The 19647-nt window shown below is 36.0% G+C and carries 17 protein-coding genes; all 17 read left to right on the top strand.

The window, feature by feature from the left end; translation table 11 throughout:
- Positions 1 to 18: 18 nt before the first annotated feature.
- The 17 genes from GH754_RS00915 (at position 19) to GH754_RS00835 (ending at position 19631) form a co-directional block, all read left to right on the top strand.
- Entirely contained in the window at positions 19 to 864 is an 846-nt protein-coding gene (locus GH754_RS00915) for a 3-hydroxyacyl-CoA dehydrogenase family protein (protein WP_153726855.1), read from the top strand.
- Positions 865 to 913: 49 nt separating this feature from the next.
- On the top strand, positions 914 to 2044 hold the full coding sequence (locus GH754_RS00910) for a thiolase family protein (protein WP_153726854.1): 1131 nt from the start codon (positions 914 to 916) through the stop codon (positions 2042 to 2044).
- A 24-nt stretch (positions 2045 to 2068) separates the two neighbouring features.
- Positions 2069 to 3316 carry a CaiB/BaiF CoA transferase family protein gene (locus tag GH754_RS00905; protein WP_153726853.1) on the top strand — a complete coding sequence of 416 codons (1248 nt, stop codon included), beginning with the start codon at positions 2069 to 2071 and terminating at the stop codon, positions 3314 to 3316.
- A 65-nt stretch (positions 3317 to 3381) separates the two neighbouring features.
- Entirely contained in the window at positions 3382 to 4722 is a 1341-nt protein-coding gene (locus GH754_RS00900; RefSeq protein WP_153726852.1) for an acyclic terpene utilization AtuA family protein, read from the top strand.
- 10 nt (positions 4723 to 4732) lie between these two features.
- Positions 4733 to 5050 (top strand): AtuA-related protein, encoded by a 318-nt coding sequence (locus tag GH754_RS00895; RefSeq protein ID WP_153726851.1) that lies wholly within the window; start codon positions 4733 to 4735, stop codon positions 5048 to 5050.
- 42 nt (positions 5051 to 5092) lie between these two features.
- Positions 5093 to 6664, top strand: a complete 1572-nt coding sequence (locus GH754_RS00890; RefSeq protein ID WP_153726850.1) for an ATP-dependent acyl-CoA ligase — start codon at positions 5093 to 5095, stop codon at positions 6662 to 6664.
- A 59-nt stretch (positions 6665 to 6723) separates the two neighbouring features.
- Positions 6724 to 7353: a TetR/AcrR family transcriptional regulator gene (locus tag GH754_RS00885; RefSeq protein WP_228550109.1), complete on the top strand. Its 630-nt coding sequence runs from the start codon at positions 6724 to 6726 to the stop codon at positions 7351 to 7353.
- A gap of 5 nt (positions 7354 to 7358) precedes the next feature.
- Entirely contained in the window at positions 7359 to 8495 is a 1137-nt protein-coding gene (locus tag GH754_RS00880; protein WP_153726848.1) for an acyl-CoA dehydrogenase family protein, read from the top strand.
- Positions 8496 to 8660: 165 nt separating this feature from the next.
- A complete protein-coding gene (locus GH754_RS00875; protein WP_153726847.1) occupies positions 8661 to 9791 on the top strand; it encodes an amidohydrolase family protein in 1131 nt (376 codons plus the stop codon).
- Between the two features lie 2 nt (positions 9792 to 9793).
- Positions 9794 to 10996: a CaiB/BaiF CoA transferase family protein gene (locus GH754_RS00870; protein ID WP_153726846.1), complete on the top strand. Its 1203-nt coding sequence runs from the start codon at positions 9794 to 9796 to the stop codon at positions 10994 to 10996.
- Positions 10997 to 11050: 54 nt separating this feature from the next.
- Positions 11051 to 13015, top strand: coding sequence for a TRAP transporter permease (locus GH754_RS00865; protein WP_153726845.1), 1965 nt, complete (start codon positions 11051 to 11053; stop codon positions 13013 to 13015).
- A 72-nt stretch (positions 13016 to 13087) separates the two neighbouring features.
- Entirely contained in the window at positions 13088 to 14200 is a 1113-nt protein-coding gene (locus tag GH754_RS00860) for a TRAP transporter substrate-binding protein (RefSeq protein ID WP_153726844.1), read from the top strand.
- Positions 14201 to 14274: 74 nt separating this feature from the next.
- The gene (locus GH754_RS00855; RefSeq protein WP_153726843.1) at positions 14275 to 14814 is read left to right on the top strand and encodes a TRAP transporter small permease; all 540 of its coding nucleotides are present in this window, start codon (positions 14275 to 14277) and stop codon (positions 14812 to 14814) included.
- Between the two features lie 65 nt (positions 14815 to 14879).
- Positions 14880 to 16148: a TRAP transporter large permease gene (locus tag GH754_RS00850; RefSeq protein ID WP_153726842.1), complete on the top strand. Its 1269-nt coding sequence runs from the start codon at positions 14880 to 14882 to the stop codon at positions 16146 to 16148.
- A gap of 96 nt (positions 16149 to 16244) precedes the next feature.
- Entirely contained in the window at positions 16245 to 17336 is a 1092-nt protein-coding gene (locus GH754_RS00845) for a TRAP transporter substrate-binding protein (RefSeq protein WP_153726841.1), read from the top strand.
- Between the two features lie 36 nt (positions 17337 to 17372).
- Positions 17373 to 18137: an SDR family NAD(P)-dependent oxidoreductase gene (locus GH754_RS00840; RefSeq protein ID WP_153726840.1), complete on the top strand. Its 765-nt coding sequence runs from the start codon at positions 17373 to 17375 to the stop codon at positions 18135 to 18137.
- A gap of 54 nt (positions 18138 to 18191) precedes the next feature.
- The gene (locus GH754_RS00835; RefSeq protein ID WP_153726839.1) at positions 18192 to 19631 is read left to right on the top strand and encodes an aldehyde dehydrogenase; all 1440 of its coding nucleotides are present in this window, start codon (positions 18192 to 18194) and stop codon (positions 19629 to 19631) included.
- The last annotated feature ends 16 nt before the right edge of the window (positions 19632 to 19647 follow it).

Below are 19647 nucleotides of genomic sequence, written 5' to 3'. Positions count from 1 at the left end.
AGTTAGGGGCGATTGAAAATGAAAAATATTTCTGTCATTGGTGCTGGAATAATGGGACATGGTATTGCACAATTAGCAGCACTAGCCGGGTATAATGTAGTTCTTAGGGACATGAATAATGAACTACTAGAAAAAGGGAAAAATAGCATTGAAATTAGTTTAGATCGCATGATTAAATCAGAAAAAATTACTGAAAGTCAGAAAAGAGAAGCATTATACAGGATTCAGTTGGAAACAGATTTAAAAGAAAGTGTTAAATATGCGGATTTAGTAATTGAAGCGATTCCCGAAGAACTATCATTAAAACAGGATTTGTTTGAACAACTAGATGAATTCTGTTCCTCGGAAACGATTTTAGCCACAAATACATCACAATTAAGTGTAACGTTGATTGGGGCTAAGGTGAGTCGCAGAGATAAAATGATAGGTACACACTTCTTTAATCCAGCAGTTGTAATGAAACTAGTAGAAATTATAAAAGGGCTTGAAACATCAGAAGATACATTGCAAAAAGTAGAATCATTCTGCCAATCTATTGGTAAAGATACTGTCGTATGTCAAAAAGATACACAAGGATTTATTACAACTAGATTATTATTGGCTCAACGATCAGAAGCCTTTCGATTAGTCGAAGAAGGAGTGGCTACAATTGAAGATGTTGATAAGGCCATGAGATTAGCATTTAAACACCCATTAGGCCCTTTTCAATTAGCAGATTTGGCCGGCTTAGATACCGGGTTAAAGGCATTATCTGCTATGGAAGATACATTTGGTGACCGGTTTAAAGCTCCAACATATTTAAAACAGATGGTGGCATTAGGTTATTACGGTAAAAAGAATGGAAAAGGATTTTATAATTATTAATTATAAATAATAAATTCAGAATATTAAGACTTAAAAAGGGGAGATAGTCATGGGAAGAGAGGCTGTTATTGTGGAAGCAAAACGTCTTCCTACTGGAAAGAGAAAAGGTATGTATGTAAATACTCGCCCTGAACATATGCTTAGTTCTCTACTTAAAGGATTAGTAGAAAATGTAGATTTTGACCCGATGGAAATAAAAGATCTCCTAGTGGGGTGTGTAACCCAAACGGCTGAACAAGGAAACAATATTGCAAGAATTTCTGCTCTAATGGCAGGTCTTCCAAAAGAAGTTGCTGCAATGACGTTAAATCGAAAATGCGGCTCATCGCAAGAAGCAATTAACCAAGCTGCACAGGGTGTCATTGCGGGAGACTATGATGTTGTAATTGCTGCGGGTATTGAAAATATGACAAGGGTACCAATAGGGGAAGACAGAGTAGAATCTCCATCTGAATTAACAGATAGGTATGAAATCATTTCTCAAGGTATTTCTGCTGAAAGAATTGCAACGAAATGGGAGATATCTAGACAAGAAATGGATGAGTTAGCTCTTAGGAGTCATCAACTTGCTAGTCGAGCAAGGGAAAATGGAGATTTTAAACGAGAAACTTTACCAATAGAATTAGAAGGAGAATCAGTATCTGATGACGAAGGAATTCGCCCTAACACTAGCTTAGAGAAACTAGGCTCTTTGAAGTCTGCTTTTTCTAATGATGGATTAATAACAGCAGGAAATTCTAGTCAAATTAGTGATGGTGCTGCTGGAGTAATTATTATGTCTAGAGAAAAAGCAGAAGAATTAAATTTAAAACCACGTGCTCGTATTATTGCAAGAGGGGTAATAGGTTCGGATCCCACTTTAATGCTAGAAGGACCAATTCCTTTAACAAAACAAATTTTAGATAAAGCTGGTTTAAAAGTAGAAGATATCGACGTATTCGAATGTAATGAAGCCTTTGCTTCTGTTGTTCTGGCATGGATGAAAGAATATAAACCTAACATAGAAAAAGTAAATCCACGAGGTGGGGCGATTGCTTTAGGACACCCAACTGGTGCAAGCGGTGCCCGTATAATGACAACATTACTTCATGAATTGGAGGATATGGATAAACGGTTTGGTTTGCAGGTCATGTGTTGCGGAGGTGGGATGGCGACAGCAACAATCATTGAAAGGCTTTAAAAATAGAAGGAAGGTGTTGTAAAGGTGAATATACATGAGCAAAAACGAAAACTCCCTCTTGACGGACTTGTTATTTTAGCTGCAGAACATATGGTTGCAGGTCCTATGGCTACACAATTATTAGCTGACATGGGTGCAGAGGTTATAAAGATAGAACGACCTAAAGTAGGAGAGTCAGGTCGCAGAGGTGGACCGTATTTAGACGATTATGATGGTAGTAAAACAGCCTCCACGATGTATCGTGTGAATCGAAATAAAAAGAGTATAACCCTTGACTTATCATCGGATAAGGGGAAAGAAGTATTCAAGCAATTAGCAGAAAATGCTGATGTAGTTGTCGAAAACTTTCGAGCAGGTGTTATGGAAAAATTAGGATTAGGTTATCGTGATTTATCAAAAATTAATGAAAAGTTAGTTTATGTATCCCTTAGTGGATATGGTCATAAAGACATTTTAGCTAGTCCCTATAAAGACTGGGCAGCATATGGAAACATAGCTGAATCTCTGGCTGGTATTACTTATAATTTAAATAGCCGTACCAAGTCAGATGAGGCTGGTGGGTTTCATGGGCTTTCTTTGGGAGATATATTTACAGGCCTTAATGGAGTAATTGGATTACTTGTAGCATTACATGATGCAAAGGAAACAGGTAAAGGTCGATATGTGGACATTGCTATGATGGATAGTTTATTTCTATTGAATGAAAGGCCGATGATGAATTATTTTCTAACAGGGGTAAAACCTTCCCCAGAAACGAATTTTCTCTCCTTTATTGTGGGTGATTTTAAGGCTAATGACGGGTACTTTACGGTAAGTGTATTTGTGGAAAGCCATTGGCAAAGTTTTTGTAAGATTATCGAGAGAGAGGACTTGTTATCTAATCCAGAATTTGATACTCCAGAAAAACGAGGTAGTCAAGTAGAGTCTTTTTTCAGACCTGTACTAGAAGATTGGGCAAGTAAGTATTCTAAGCACCAAGTAGCATCAATGTTTCGTGAGGCTGGAATTGCCGCTGCACCTGTATTGGACCCCGAAGATTTAGAAGAAGATCCTCATATCCAAGCAAGAAAGATGTTAGTGGAATTTCCAATGGGAGAAGGAAAAACGTTAAAAGCTGTAGGGAATCCAATTAAGATGTCTGAGTTATCAGAAGAAGGACAACAAGTACGGCGACCACCAAAGTTAGGAGAGCATACAGGAGAAGTGTTAAGAAAGTATTTAGATTTTGCAGAAGCAGATATCAAAGCTTTAGAAAAAGAAAATATTATTTAAGTAGTTTTAAACATTTTTCATAGATAACAAGTAAAATTCTGTAGAAAGAAAGGTAGGAATTAATAATGGAAAAAAAATCAATTCGTATCGGCTGTGGATCTGGTTATGCGGAAGACAGAATTGAACCCGCTGTTGAATTAGCGGAAAAAGGGGATTTAGACTACCTTTGTTTTGATTCCTTAGCAGAACGTACATTATCCATGGCACAAATGAGAAAATTAAATGATCCTAATACAGGATACGATGTGCGATTAGATGAGCTTGCGTACACTTTTTTGCCTTACGTGGATAAAGGTTTGAAGATAATAGGTAATATGGGAGCAGCTAATCCTAAAGCAGCTATTAAAAGGGTTAAGGAGATTGCGGAAGAGCTTAATTTAACAAATATTCGATTAGCAGCTATTACTGGTGATGATGTAATGGAAAATATTAAAGAAACGGATCCTACAATATTAGAAACCGGTGAACCTCTTAGTCAACTTCCAGGTACCATTGTATCGGCTAATGCCTATGTTGGGGCAGATGCCATTGTCGAAGCGTTAGATAATGGAGCTAACTTTATTATTGGAGGCCGTTTAGCGGATCCTTCCTTATTCTTAGGTCCGATGATTCATGAATTTGAATGGGCAGAAGATGACTGGGATCGAAAGGGAAAAGGAATCATTATGGGGCATGTTTTGGAATGCGGAACACATGTTACAGGTGGAAACTTTGCTGATCCTCCATATCGCGTAGTACCTAATTTACACCGGTTAGGCTTACCATATGCAGTTGTTGATGAAAGTGGCGATGGAGTTGTAAAGATATTAGAGGATGCTGGAGGACTGATGACTACCGAAACATGCAAAGGGCAATTGGTTTATGAAGTACATGATCCTGCTAATTATATAACTCCAGATGGGATAGCTGATCTTCGGAATGTTACTGTAAAACAAGTTGGCGAAGATGAAGTACTAGTGGAAAACGGTTCTGGCAAAGGTCGCCCTGAACAATTAAAGGTTCTAGTAGGTGTGCTAGAAGGATACATTGGTGAAGGAGAAATGTCGTTTGCTGGACCAGGAGCTTATGAACGAGCTAAATTAAGTCAAGAAACATTAGAAAAGCGTTTTGAGCGATTATATAAAAATAATTCGTTAGAAATACGTTACGATATTATTGGTGTGAATTCTATTCATGGATCTGCTGCACCTGAACCCTCAGAACCACCATATGATGTAAGGTTACGCTCGGCCATGAGAACTGAATCAAAGGAAATTGCCGAAGAATGGGCTCATGAGGTGGAATTATTATATTTATTAGGAGGAGCAGGAGCAGGTGGTAACCGTAGGAATGTGAAACAAGTATTAGCAATGTATAGTACATTTATAGATTATGATGATGTTCAATTAAAAGTAGATATGATATAGGAGGGGTAATATGAAAAAAATACCATTACGTGAAATCGCATATTCTCGTTCTGGAGATAAAGGTGATACAGCTAATATTGGTGTCGTTCCATTTGACGAAACCGATTATGAATTAATTAAAGAGCAAGTAACTATTGAAAAAGTACGTGAATTGTTTGGCGAACTAGTAAAGGGAAGTATCACAAGGTATGAATTTGAAGGAATAAAAGCAATAAATTTTGTAATGGAGAATGCTTTGTCCGGTGGTGTATCTCGATCACTCAACCTTGATACACATGGGAAATCTTGGTCAAATTTAATTTTGAGACTAGAGGTTGAAGTACCTTAATGCTTCACCAAATGACCAATTTAATTGAAGGAGGTAGAAATAATGAGAAATATCGGGACGGAATTAGAACAGTTAGCTCACGAATCACCAGATTTAAAATGGCTCTACTACCAAGATGATATTTATACATTAAGTGAGATTTCCATAAAAGCAACAAAAGCAGCTAATTTGTTTTTATCTCTTGGAGTAAAAAAAGGTGATAAAGTGGCTTTACTGCTCTCTAATTCACCAGAATATATTTTTGCTTGGTTCGGACTTGCAAAAATTGGTGCCGTAATGGTACCAATCAACACGTCAACTAAAGGCGAAATGCTCAGTTATATAATAAATCACTCTGATGCTGTTTTGGCAATTGTAGAAGATCAGTTTTTCATGGAATATCAATCTATTTATCCAACATTAGAAAAGGTTCAAAACACAATAGTCCTATCCGATCATCATTCCACAGTAGAAAATAAACCTAACTTCCACCTTTTCGAAAGGGCTTTAAATGCCCAGAGCACCTTTTTTAGAAATCGAGATACTGTTTCACTTGAAAACCTTATGTGCATTCTTTATACATCTGGGACAACAGGTGTACCTAAAGGTGTCATGTTAAGTCAAAATGCTTATATGGAAGCTGGGAATATCTCTGCTAATAAGATTTTTCAATTTCGTCCTAATGACATTATTTATACTTGTTTGCCATTTTTTCATGTTAATGCACAAATGGGTACGACAATGCCAGCACTTTTATCCAAAATTCCAATGGCTATTGGAAAAAAGTTTAGCGCTTCTCAATTTTGGAGTGAAATGAAGAAATATAATGTTACAATCTTTAAGTTTATTGGAGCAATGATTACCATACTTTATAAAACTTCAAAAGATGTTAAATATGATAATCCAGTAAGACTAGGACTTGGTGCACCAGTGCCTAAAGATTTATGGGAACCTTTTCAAGAACGTTTTGGGTTACAATTGTTAGAAGGGTATGGGACGACTGAAACATCAACAGCCTGTATTGCCAATACCCCTAGTAACTTTAGGATTGGATCTTGTGGAAAGCCATTAACAAGCTATGAAGCAAGCATTCGAGATGACAACAATCACCCACTTTCAGCAAATCAGCCTGGTGAATTATGCTTAAAACCTCTAAAAAATCATGTGTTTATGGAAGGCTATTATAAAATGGAGCAAAAAACAAAGGAAGCATTTAGGGATGGTTGGTTTCACACTGGTGACCGTGTTTATCGGGATGAGGATGGTTTTTACTTTTTCATGGATCGGACCAAAGATGTGATTCGTAGAAAGGGTGAAAATATTTCCTCATATATGGTTGAAAAAATCATTAATAATCACCCCAGAGTTTATGAATCTGCTGCTATAGGAGTTCCGAATGAATTAAGTGAAGAAGAAGTTAAAGTTTTTGTAATACCAAAGCCAGGAGAGGCCATTTCTGCACAGGATGTTTATAATTATTGTAAAAAACACATGTCAGAATTTATGCTCCCTAGATATATTGAATTTATACAAGAGTTACCGAAAACACCTACTGAAAAAATTCAAAAATTTAAGTTAAAAGAAATGACAAACGACCAAGCATGGGATGCAGAAAACAGAGTGCATTTAAAATAGGAAAAGAGTATTATATAATTAATTTACAAAAGTTTAAAAAGGGATGAAAGGTGATTGGTATGGTTAATATTTCCAATAAATTGATTGAACCCAAAACGCAAAAAGGGAAGATGATGAAAGATAAACTAAAAAAGGCTGCAACTGTAGTCTATGGTGAAAAGGGCTATATAAATACGAGAATAATCGATATCACGACTGAAGCAGAAATATCGGAGGGGAATTTTTATAGATACTATTCAAATAAAGATGAAATACTAGTAGATATTATTAACGATATGATTGATGATATTTACGAAGAAAGTAAAATACATGGAAGTCTAGATTCGAAGCAGAAAATAAGACTATCAACTAGAGCATTCTTTAAAGCAATAAAAAAACATGCGAAATTATACAATGTCTTAATTCAGGTTTCAAGTTTTGATCATTTTTATCGTGAAAAACACAAAGAACTTCGCCAACGTTTTATACACAATGTACGCAGAACTTTTGAAAAAGAAGGTGTGAGCAAGGAAGTTAATTTAGACTATCTAACAAGTGCGATTGCAAGCATGATTCAACAAACAGCATATAATTGGTGTGTATTAAGTGGAGATGATTCATTTAATTTAGAGGAACTAAGTGATTCAGTATCTGACATATGGTTGCAAACGATTAAAAATAAAAGTGGAACTAATTTTGGAGGGAAATAGTTCCTATGGATATTTACAAACATGAACATAATTTATTTAGGAAGTCTTTCCGTAAATTTTTACAAGAAGAGATTGTACCTTTTCACGATAAGTGGGAGGAAATTGGAGCTGTACCTAAGGAAATTTGGCATAAATTAGGGAGATATGGTTTCCTTTGTCCGTGGGTCGAAGAAAAATACGGTGGGTTTAGTACAGGTTTTGAGTACTCCGCAATAATTATAGAGGAATTAGGTAAAGCTGCTGTGGATATCGCTATTCCATTACACAGCGATGTTGTCACACCGTATATTTCAAAATATGGTACTGAAGAACAAAAGCAAAAGTGGTTACCAAAATGTGTGAGTGGAGAAGTAACTCTTTCTATTGGAATTACTGAACCGAATACAGGCTCAGACGTTTCTAGTATAACCACATATGCAAAAAAAGATGGAGATACTTATATTATAAATGGGCAAAAGGTATATATTTCCAATGGGCTTAATAGTGGTGCTACCGTCTTAGCATGTAAAACTTCCCTTAACGAAGAAAAACCACATAAGGGAATTAGTTTAATTATAGTCGAGGAAGGAATAGATGGTTTTACAAAAGGTAAAAGTATGAAAAAACTAGGCAGAAAGGCATCAGAAGTTTGTGAGTTATTTTTTAACGATTGTCGGGTACCAGTTCATAATCTACTAGGAAATGAAGGAGAAGGGTTTACTTATTTGATGGAGAACTTAAAACAAGAAAGATTAGTTCAAACAATACGATCACAAGCAGAGTCTGAAGAAATCTTAAATTTGACCTTAGATTATACCCGAAATCGTAGAGCTTTTGGGAAAAATATTAGTAGTTTTCAACATAATCAATTTAAATTAGTTGAGTTAGCAACCGAAATTGAACTTGGTCGAACCTTTGTAGATAAAATTCTTATCGATTACTTAGAGGGTCATGAAGATGAAAAACAAATAGCTATGGCCAAATGGTGGATTACAGAAATGGCAAATCGTGTAGCATATCACTGTTTACAACTTCATGGTGGGATCGGATATATGGAAGAATACCCACTTGCTCGTCGTTTTCGTAACGCACGAATGGACACGATTGCAGCTGGTACAACGGAAATTATGAAGGTTATAATTTCTAAAAAGTTAAATTTATAATACAAGTTTGTAAATTACTAGATATAGATGACATGTACGTTTAAAATTGTCAGAAAAAATAAAATTATCTAATGATTAGCAAAAATCAATTTACAACAATTGTGAAGTGATTTATAATATAAATTAAAAGTGAGCTCACTTTAATTTAAGGGAGGTTTTCATTTTATGTCTGATGAAGTGAAAAATGGGTCAAGGACTTTACCTGTAATTGATTGTGATATTCACCCAAACCCTGTACGCAAACGGGATTTATTGCCATACCTCGATGATTATTGGCGTGATTATATGATTGCAAGTAAGTTTCGGGGTCATTTACCTACAGTAGATTTCACGATCCCAGTAAATGGAGGGCTGCGAGCAGATAGTAAAACTCCTGGAGGAGGTCCGGCTTGTTCGTCAGTGGACTTCTTTAAAGAACAGGTAATGGATGAATTTAACTATTCCCACGCAATTTTGTTCACCGATGGTACCTTCTTTATATCTGGTGCGCCTCAACGTGAAATGGCGACAGCTTTGGCTCCTGCTTATAATGATTGGCTGATTGAACATTGGTTAGAAAAGGATCCAAGACTCTTTGGAACTGTTCTGATAGCTGCACAGGACCCTGAAGCTGCTGCTAGAGAAATAGACCGATTAGGTAGTCATCCACAAATGGTTCAAGTGGGACTCGGTATTCACGCACCATATGGAGGATGGGGAGACCCTCGTTATCACCCTATCTGGGAAGCGGCAGTTCGAAATGATTTGGTCGTTACGTTCCATGTAACAGTAGGCCCAACAGGGTTATTTAAATCAGGACCAATAGGACCTCCACGTTACTTTGTAGAAACGCAATCAACCCATTCTCTAACTTACCAAGCTCAAATGGCAAATATGGTTTTTGCGGGTGTATTTGAAAAGTACCCAGATCTGAAAGTAGCCTTTATCGAAGCAGGATTTGCATGGGTTCCAGGATTAATGTACATGTTAGATACTCAATGGCGTGCTGTTAGAAGGGAAGTTCCTTGGGTGAAAAGACCACCTAGTGAATATATTAAGGAACACTTCTGGTTTGGAACCCAACCAATGATTGAACCGGAGACAAAGGACTCTAAACATTTAGAACAATTAATTGATATGGTTGGATCTGACAGACTGTTATTCGCTTCTGATTATCCACATTGGGAGTTTGATTCTCCAATTGGTGCATTAAAAGGACTAAGAAAAGATACAAGGGATAAAATCAAATATTATAATTCAAAAAAGCTATTTAAATTGCCTGATTCAGTTAATTTAGTTTCATCACAAGGAGATTAATCATGCTTAATAAAGAAATACTAGAAAACATTCGAATAATTGATTTAGGTACTGTCATTGCTGGTCCTCAATGTGCTGGACTTCTAGGTGACTTTGGAGCAGAAGTTATAAAAGTCGAACGTCCGAAAAATGGTGACCCTGCAAGAAGGCTAGCTCCCATGAAAGATGGAGCTAGCCTATGGTGGAAGGTAATGAACAGAAACAAAAAATCTATTACTCTGAATCTTAAAAGTAAAAAAGGCAACGAACTTATGAGAAAGTTAGTGGAACAAAGTGATGTTCTAATTGAAAACTTTCGACCCGGTGTTTTAGAAAAACTTGGTCTCTCTTGGGAACAATTACAAGCCATTAATCCAAATTTAATATTGCTACGTATAAGTGGGTATGGCCAAACGGGACCAAAAGCAAGTCTTCCTTCTTTTGGTCGTGCTGCTGAGGCCTATAGTGGTGTTCAGTATATTACTGGTTTTCCTGATGGGCCTCCAGTACACGCTGGTTTCTCAATGGCTGATTCTGTAACAGCATTAATGGGTGCTTACGGTGTTTCACTAGCACTATATGAGCGTCAGTTTAATAACAAAGGGGGACAGGTGATTGATCTGGCTCTTTTTGAAAGCCTTTTCCGCCTTGTTGAATTTCCAGTAGCCATGTATGATCAATTAAATAAAATTCAAGAACGAAAAGGAAATCAGCACCCTGGAAGTCAACCAATTAACACATATAAAACAAAAGATAATCAATGGATTACGATTTCAGCAGCAACTGATCAGACTGCAAAACGATTTTTGAAAGCTATTGGAGGTGATGAATTAGCAAATGATCCTAGGTTTATTACGAATGAAAAACGTGTAGAAAACATTGAGGTGTTAGATAGGATTATAAAAAAATGGATGCTCAATAGAACTTTTTCCGAAATTGAAAAATTGCTTCATGAAAATGATGCTGCTTTTTATTCTAAGGTGATGAACATGCAAGATTTGTTTGAATCAGATCATATAAGGGCAAGAGAAGGTATTGTATCTGTGGAAGATGATGATTTTGACGAGCTAAAAATGCAAGGTGTTGTTCCGAAGTTTTCAAGAACAGCCGGTAAAGTAAAGCATACAGGACCGAAATTAGGGGAACACAATTTGGAAGTGTATTCAAAGTTATGTGGTATTGATAAAGATGAATTAAGTAAATTGAAAGACGAGAATGTAATTTAATCTGAAGAAATGAAAGCGATACCAATTAGAAAGTAATGGATTGAGGGTGATGAATTGTCTAGAATCGATGAATATTTAGCGGGAGTTGAGGCTGGAAAGACACGGAAACTGATTATTTTTATAGTAGCAGTTATGTATACGTCCTTTCATTTGATAACTGCCGGAATCTTTTCCTTAACATCCTTAATTCAGACTAGCATTCATGTTGGGTTTGGTTTGCTATTGGTTTTTTTATTGTTCCCAATTTCTAAAAAGCATATTTTAATGAAGGTTATTGATTATATTTTTATACTAATAGCAATTTATGCAAGTGTATATGTTGTTTTAAATTATGAACGGTTCATTGCTGATCCTTTTGGCTATAGTTCATTAGATATATTGATAGGAACTCTTCTAATCATTACTATACTAGAAGCAGCAAGGCGCACAGTTGGTTGGTCTGTACCTATTCTTGCATTAATTATGATAACGTACACAACAGTTGGACATTTAATTCCGGGACAGTGGGGGCATGGGGGATTAAATTGGGAATATATTGTTTCAGGATTGTTTATGACAAACACAGGAATTTATGGACAAATTGTGCTAATTACAGCAACTGTTGTCGCAATATTCCTAATATTCGGAGCTGCTTTGGAAGCTACAGGAGCTACGGACAATTTTATTGGGATTGCATTAAAACTTACTGGTCGTTCAACTGGAGGTCCTGCTAAAGTCTCTGTTGTATCTAGTGCGTTGTTTGGGACAATATCAGGAAACGCAGCGGCTAATGTTGCCGTAACGGGAAATTTCACTATTCCCATGATGAAAAGATTACATTATCCAAGTCACTATGCAGCAGGTGTAGAAGCATCTGCTTCAACATTAGGGCAAATTATGCCACCAATTATGGGAGCATCAGCCTTTATTATGGCACAGTTTTTAGGCGTTTCTTATATAACCATTATAGTAGCAGCTATAATTCCAGCGCTTTTATTTACATTAGGTATTTTTATGACCATACATTTTGATGCTAAAAAAAGAAATTTACAATCTGTAGAAACTCTGTCCAATAAAGAAGTAGGTGATGGTAAGAAATTATACATCCCAAGTTGGCGAGAATTATTGAGTTTAAACAGTATTGGAATACTCGTATTACCAATTGTTATTCTATTGTATTTAATAGGAGATGGGTACACAATTGCCTTATCATGTTTCTATGCTATTGTTACATCTATTGGACTTTTTTTGATAAAAGATTTCCGTCTGAATGGTCTAATGACACGTCTATCAGCGTCTATTAAACTTTTTACATTAGGTGCTAGATCACTTGCAACCATTGTTCCCTTAATAGTTTGTGCACAAATTATTGTTTCTTTGCTAGGTAAAACAGGGTTAGGAGTGAAACTTGGCAACTTAATTGTAAGTATAGGTGCAGATAGTTTGCTCCTCTCATTATTCGCAGCAATGTTATTTTCATTAATACTTGGTATGGGTGTTCCTACAACTGGTGCATATGTTTTAGGCGCTTCGATGGCTGCACCTGCCTTAATTGAATTAGGAATTGTTCCTATAGCCGCTCATTTCTTTGTTTTATATTTTGCTGTGATTTCCGCAATTACTCCTCCAATTTGCACAGGAATTTTTATCGCTTCAGGTATAGCGGGATCCAGCTGGCTAAAGTCTGCAATAACAGGATTGCGACTATGCTTTGCAGCATTCATTGTCCCATTCATATTTGCCTATAATAGCAATCTAATGTTAATCGACGGTATAAATGCCGATATCTTATTGCATATTACTTCAGCAATTATTGGTGTAGTTAGTTTTTGTGCAATGTCTTCTGGATACTTAATTCGTACTAATAATTACTTTGAAAGAATTCTTCTTGGTATAGCTGCCACAATGTTAATCGTCCCAGTCTGGTATATGAGTACTATAGGTTTTGCATTAGTTTTAATGGTTCTCATATTCCAGTTCCTTCAGAACAATATGTCAAACAATACGACAGGTGATTTTGCCCAATCATCTAAAGATTAATTAACAGTCCAATTGCAAGCGCTTTTAAAAATATTTAAATGTTTTAATGGAATTTTATGGGAGGTAAGGCTATTGAAAAAAATCTATTTTTTTAGTTGTTTTTTGTTTTTATTAATGTTTCTGGTTGCATGTAGTAATGGTGACTCATCCAAATCTAATGGCTCTCAACAACAAGATGAACAAGAGAAAGTCAATGAAAATAGTAAAACAGATTCTTCAACCTCAACAAGTAATGAGGAATATGTACTTAAATTAGCCCATGGCTTTCCGACTGGTGCATTTCATCATACATTTATGGAATGGTTCGCTGAGGATGTACATAACCGAAGCGATGGAAGGTTAACAATTGATATTTTCCCAAGTGGACAATTAATGCCGCCTGATCAAGAAGTTCCAGCTATTCTACAAGGACAAATTGATATGAGTCACTCAAGCTCTCCGGTGTTAGCTGGTTTTGATCCGATTTGGAATGTGTATGAGTTACCATTTATTTTTGATTATGATCCTAAAGATCCAGGTGTATTTCTAGAAAATAGAATTAAATTTAACAACACTGAAAATGGCGGACAAAAAATTGCAGAATTAATGGAAGAAGAGGGTTTAAAAGTTATATCATTAGGCTTTACTGATATGTTTGGATCCGTATTTACCACGAGTGTTGATAATTTAGTTACGGGTCCAGAAAGTGCAGAAGGATTAAAGCTAAGAACTCCAGGTGGAATGATTGGTCCAGAAACAGCAAAAGCAATTGGAGCAAGTAGTACCACGATTGCTGGGTCAGAAGTTGTCACTGCCTTACAACAAAATGTTGTCGATGGTTTGCTAACAACCCCTTTGTATGCTTATGATGCAAAGCTACCGATAAAATCATTTTCAGTTGTTCCACTTTTTAATAGCGTAACTCCAGTAATAATGTCTCTAGAAAAATTTGAATCCTTACCTAAAGAACTTCAGGATGTACTTGTTAAATCAGGTACAGCTTTAGAGCAATATGCAAAAGAAAAAGTGAATAAACGAGCCTTAGAAGTTTATTCTAGCATGGAAGAGGAAGGCGTAGAGGTATACTACCCATCAGAGGAAGAGATACAGGCATGGAATGAGGCTACTCAACCGGCAAGAGAACTCTTTAAGAAAGAAGTAGAAGGTGGAAGTGAATTGTTAGAAACACTTGAATCTATAAAATAGTATTTAACTAGGTATTTACCATTGGTTACGAATTAATTACCAATGGTAAATACCCAAAAAAGGGTGTGGAAATATTGAGCAAGCTACAAAAAGTTAAAGCTTCTTCCCGACATTTAGATAACGGCCTAGAAATGATAGCATTATTCTGCTTATTAATAAGTGTTTTTGGCGCCATTATTAGTGTTTTTTTACGCTATGTATTTGGTATATCACTTCAAATAGTCGAAGAAATATGTCGATATACAATTATTTATGGAGTATTTGCTTATATAGGACCATTAATTAAGCGGAACGCCCATTTGAAAATGGATCTTTTAAAGAATCTACTTAAAGGAAAGATGAAGTATCTTAACAATCTTGTAATCAGTGTAATTTTATTTGCCTCCTTTATTTTTCTACTTTGGTCCAGCATCATTTGGACAAAATCTTTATTTGATATGCAAATCACGACTGTAGCAGGGACAATGTTAATGTTTATACCAGCACTTGCCATACCAATGGGGATGTTTTTAGGATGTTTATATTCAATGCTACAAATTGTTATTGATTTTTTATCATTTAAGCAATCACAAAAATTAGAAGAAACTACTTCCATTGATTCAGGATTAAATTAAAATAATATATTTTGCAAAAATAATAGATTGTAAGCTTTGGCTAAAAACGTAAAGGGGGTATAAACGTGTTAATAATAGGTTTTTTCATCTTTTTAATTCTACTAGTAATTGGAGCACCTATTTGGCTAGCGTTAGGCATGAGTGGGGGTTTCTGGGCATTTATCCAAATGGGATTACCAACAGAGAGTATTTCCTCACAATTTTTTATCGCAACAAACTCATGGATATTGTTAGCTGTACCCTATTTCCTCCTTGCAGGTAATTTAATGACATATATGGGGCCCGCTGATAAGATGTTTAAATTCATCAATAACCTTGTTGGTCATTTGCCAGGAGGGTTACCATCTGCAGCTGTTGTCACAGCAGCTATATTTGGGGCGTTATCAGGGTCTTCAGTGGCTACAGTAATTGCAGTTGGATCAATGGCTATTTCTCAAATGGTAAAGTTGGGCTACTCAAAGGAAAATAGCTATGGGGTCATCGCAGCTTCAGGAACTTTAGGCCAAATGATTCCGCCGAGTATATTTATGATTTTATTTGCTGCATCTACTCAGTTAGACCCAGGGCAACTTTTTATAGCAGGAATAGTACCTGGTATTTTTATAGCTTTTGTTTTAGTAATAGTAGCGATAATTATAAGCTTTCGAGATAAAACAGAGCGTCCTAAACGGGCTAGTTTATCAGATATGATTTCGTCATTTATAAGTGCATTACCCGCTTTGATCATGCCGGTAGTTATATTGGGGGGGATATATGGTGGAGTATTTACTCCAACCGAAGCCGCCGCAATTGCCGTTTTTTATGTTTTAATCATTAGTTTAGTATTTAGTAGAAAAGAATTTACATTAGCTAATTTTAAGAAAAGCCTAATTAGCACAATGGTTACTACTTCTATTATCTTCATTTTATTAGGCGGGGCTCAACTATTCTCAACAGCTATTACATTTTTACAAGTTCCTCAGTTTATAACGGAATTTGCTGTGAATTTAAATGTACCTGATTGGACCATTATGTTAATGATTATTGCAACCTTTCTATTTTTTGGAATGTTTTTAGAAGCCATTCCTATTATGTATATTACAATACCAATTTTATATCCTACAGTTCTTTCATTAAATTATGATCCTATACATTTCGCTGTTATTACAGTTGCTAGCTTAATGATAGGTCAAATTACACCACCTATTGGTTCAAGTTTATATGCTTTAAGTGGCCACTTTAAAGAGAACATGGGAGTTGTAGTTAAAGGTTCTTATCCATATTTGATTGGACTAATTATAGCTACGTTAGTTATCTTGTATGTGCCATGGCTTAGTACTTTCATATTCGAATAATATTTTTGCTCAGTAAAACATAAAAGTAAAAGTGAGTTCACTTTATCTAAGTTTCTATATTATTCACATAATGCTTATTAATAAGGGGGAATTTTGGTGAAAAAGTATTGGTTTATTTTATTTGTATTAATCGTTTTTTTGGGAGCATGTAACAGTGAGTCTAAAACTACAGAAAATTCAATTGAAAATGGTCAAACTACAGAAACTTCAGAACAAACAAATTCAGAGGAAGAAGAAGAATACGTTTTGAAATTGGCTCATGGTTACCCAACAGAAGCATTTCACCATACTCATATGGAATGGTTTGCAGAGGAAGTTAAAAAGCGAAGTGATGGTAGATTAACCATTGATATTTTCCCAAATGCCCAATTAATGCCAGCTGATCAGGAAGTACCAGCAATTTTACAAGGTCAAATAGATATGAGCCATTCTACATCACCACAACTGACAAGTTTTGACCCAATATGGAATGTATATGAATTACCTTTTATTTTTGATTATGATCCTGAAGACCCTAGTTACTATCTTGATCTTAGAGATGAGTTTAATGACAGTGAAAATGGCGGACAAAAGATTGCACAGAAGATGGAAGAAAAAGGCATTAAGATTTTAGCATATGCTTATACGGGTACTTTCGGTTCTGTATTTACAAATGAAAAAGATAAATTAATTACAGATCCGGCTAGTGCTGAAGATTTAAACATCAGATCCCCAGGCGGAATTATTACACCTGAAACTATTAAGGGAATGGGAGCTAATAGTGTTACTTTAGCTGGTACTGAAGTTGTTACAGGCTTACAACAAAATTTGGTGGATGGTCTTTTAACATCTGCACAATATGCGGCAGATGCTAAGCTACCGATTAAAACTTTTACAGTGGCACCTTTGTTTAATCCACTTACACCTGTTGTGATATCTTTAGAAAAATTTGAGTCCTTACCATCAGACCTTCAAGATGTCCTTGTGGAAACTGGTCAAGATTTAGAAAAATACGTAAATGAAGTGGTAACAGAAGGAGAATTAGCAGCATTTGAAAAATTAGAAAACGAAATGAATGTGGAATTCTACTATCCAACGGATCAAGAGATAGAAGAATGGAGAGAAGTTACCAAGCCATCATTAGAAAAATTCAAGAATGAAGTAGAGGGTGGAGCAGAGCTTCTTGAGGAATTAGAAAACTTCCAATAATGCTAGATATAAATATTTTTGAAAGGATGATAGAAAATGAGGTTAAAAAACAAAGTATCTATTATTAGTGCAGGAGCATCTGGAATGGGAAAAGCTGGAGCATTGAAGTTTGCGAAGGAAGGATCCATTGTCAATATTTTAGATCTTAACCAAGAAAACGGTGAAGAAATTGTAAAAGAGATTCAGGACAATGGTGGAGAGGCAAACTTTTTTAAAACGGATATGTCTAATTTAGCAGAAATGAGGGATACAGTAGAAGAAATTCATAATAGATATGGGCGAATCGACGTTCTCTGGAACCATGTAGGTACACCAGGGCCATCAGGTTTAGAAACTGTTGAAGAGGAAGAATTTGATTTCACTATGGATTTAAATTTGAAAAGTGGCGTTTTCATGACTAAATATGCTGTACCTTATATGAAAGAGCAAGGCGGATCTATTATCTTTACAGCTTCTATTTCAGGATATGTAGCATCTCCTTTTAGCCCTGTATATGCGGCAAGTAAAGGAGCTGTTGTTAGTTTAGTAAAATCGTTAGCAGTTAGATTAGGGGAAAATAAAATTCGTGTAAATGCCATTTGCCCTGGTTTAACAGATACACCAATGTTGAAACAATTTCTATCTAGAACGGAAGATGATGATTTTGAAGAAAATAAAAAGGCTTTTCTGAAGAACATTCCTCTTAATAGACCAGCACAACCTACGGATATTGCAAATTCGGCAACGTTTCTAGCTTCAGACGAGGCGTCATTTGTAACAGGAATTAATCTCCCAGTTGATGGAGGGTATACAGCTCATTAAGGGTTATAAAGTAGAAAAATACTTAACTTAAAAGTAAAGGGTGAGTTTTTCAAAATGAAGGAAATTAATAAACTTTTTATTGGTGGAGAATGGGTTGAAAGTGCTTCAGGAAGAATGATCGAAGTTGTCGACCCTGCTACAGAAGAGGTATGGGCCAGAGTCCCAGAAGGAAATGGGGAAGATATTGATCGAGCGGTAAAAGCAGCCCGCCAAGCCTTTGACAAAGGCCCATGGAGAAGGATGAGCACCTATGAACGGGCTGAATTAATGCGAGAAATGGCTAGTTTACTTAAATCAAACGCTGAATTTTTAGGTGAGATAGAATCAAGAGAAACAGGAAAACCGGTTCATCGTACGAAGCAAGATGCAACTGGTCTTCACCAATGGTGGCATTATTATGCAGGAATGGCAGATAAAATTCAAGGTGAAACAATACCATTTGAAGATGATAAACATATCTTTACTGTTCGTGAACCACTGGGTGTTGTGGGTGCTATTACTGCATGGAATGCTCCTCTGCAATTGATTACTATGAAACTATCTATGGCTTTAGCAGCAGGGAATACAGTTGTACTTAAACCTGCGGAAACAACGCCAGTAAATGCATTTGAGATTGCAAAATTAGTAGAAAAAGTTGGCTTTCCACCAGGTGTTATAAATGTTGTACCTGGCTATGGAGAATCTGCAGGTCAGCGATTAACTTCACATCCAGATGTAGATAAAATTTCATTTACTGGAGATAGTGCTACTGCTAGAAAAATCATGCGTGCTGCAACAGGTAATTTAAAGAAATTAAATTTTGAATTAGGTGGTAAATCACCACAAATTATTTTCCCGGATGCAAATTTTGATTCTGCTTTTGAGTCAGCAGTAAGTCATGGTTTTGATTATACTGGCCAAGCATGTACCTTAGGTTCTAGAGTATTAGTTCATGAAGATTTATATGATAAGTTCCTTGAACGATTTAAGGAAAGAGCAGAGCAAATTAAAGTTGGAAATCCTTTAGAAAAAGTGGATATTGGACCACAGGCAAATAAACAGCAATTAGAAAAAACACTAAATTATATTAAAATTGGTCAAAAAGAAGGAGCAAGATTAGTTGCTGGTGGTAATCGCCCTTCGGTTGACAAAGGATATTACGTCAATCCTACTGTTTTTGCTGATGTAAATCCGGAAATGAGAATTGCACAGGAAGAGATATTTGGTCCAGTTGTAACTGTAATCCCATTTTCCACAGAACAGGAAGCAATTGATATTGCTAATAATGTTTCCTATGGATTAAGTGCTGGTGTTTGGACGAAGAATTTGGCACGTGGTCATCGAATGGCTAAAGAGCTTCGCGCTGGAACAGTTTGGCTGAATACGTTCAGATATGTCCGGTGGGTTGCTCCTTATGGGGGATACAAGGCAAGTGGATGGGGAAGAGAAAATGGAACCGAAGCCATGAAAGAATTCACCCAAGTGAAAACAGTTATGGTAGATTTGAATGAATAAAATGTGAGTAGGTAAT

This window comes from Salinibacillus xinjiangensis (genome assembly GCF_009649735.1).
Taxonomy (GTDB): domain Bacteria; phylum Bacillota; class Bacilli; order Bacillales; family Alkalibacillaceae; genus Salinibacillus; species Salinibacillus xinjiangensis.
The sequence above is the reverse complement of the archived record's forward strand: the minus strand, read 5'-3'. Positions and strand labels throughout refer to the sequence as shown.

Excerpts from the sequence above, each read along its gene's own strand:
- GH754_RS00915 (WP_153726855.1), top strand. The coding sequence starts at position 19 with ATGAAAAATATTTCTGTCATTGGTGCTGGAATAATGGGACATGGTATT.
- GH754_RS00910 (WP_153726854.1), top strand. The coding sequence starts at position 914 with ATGGGAAGAGAGGCTGTTATTGTGGAAGCAAAACGTCTTCCTACTGGA.
- GH754_RS00900 (WP_153726852.1), top strand. The coding sequence starts at position 3,382 with ATGGAAAAAAAATCAATTCGTATCGGCTGTGGATCTGGTTATGCGGAA.
- GH754_RS00895 (WP_153726851.1), top strand. The coding sequence starts at position 4,733 with ATGAAAAAAATACCATTACGTGAAATCGCATATTCTCGTTCTGGAGAT.
- GH754_RS00890 (WP_153726850.1), top strand. The coding sequence starts at position 5,093 with ATGAGAAATATCGGGACGGAATTAGAACAGTTAGCTCACGAATCACCA.
- GH754_RS00885 (WP_228550109.1), top strand. The coding sequence starts at position 6,724 with ATGGTTAATATTTCCAATAAATTGATTGAACCCAAAACGCAAAAAGGG.
- GH754_RS00880 (WP_153726848.1), top strand. The coding sequence starts at position 7,359 with ATGGATATTTACAAACATGAACATAATTTATTTAGGAAGTCTTTCCGT.
- GH754_RS00875 (WP_153726847.1), top strand. The coding sequence starts at position 8,661 with ATGTCTGATGAAGTGAAAAATGGGTCAAGGACTTTACCTGTAATTGAT.
- GH754_RS00870 (WP_153726846.1), top strand. The coding sequence starts at position 9,794 with ATGCTTAATAAAGAAATACTAGAAAACATTCGAATAATTGATTTAGGT.
- GH754_RS00840 (WP_153726840.1), top strand. The coding sequence starts at position 17,373 with ATGAGGTTAAAAAACAAAGTATCTATTATTAGTGCAGGAGCATCTGGA.
- GH754_RS00835 (WP_153726839.1), top strand. The coding sequence starts at position 18,192 with ATGAAGGAAATTAATAAACTTTTTATTGGTGGAGAATGGGTTGAAAGT.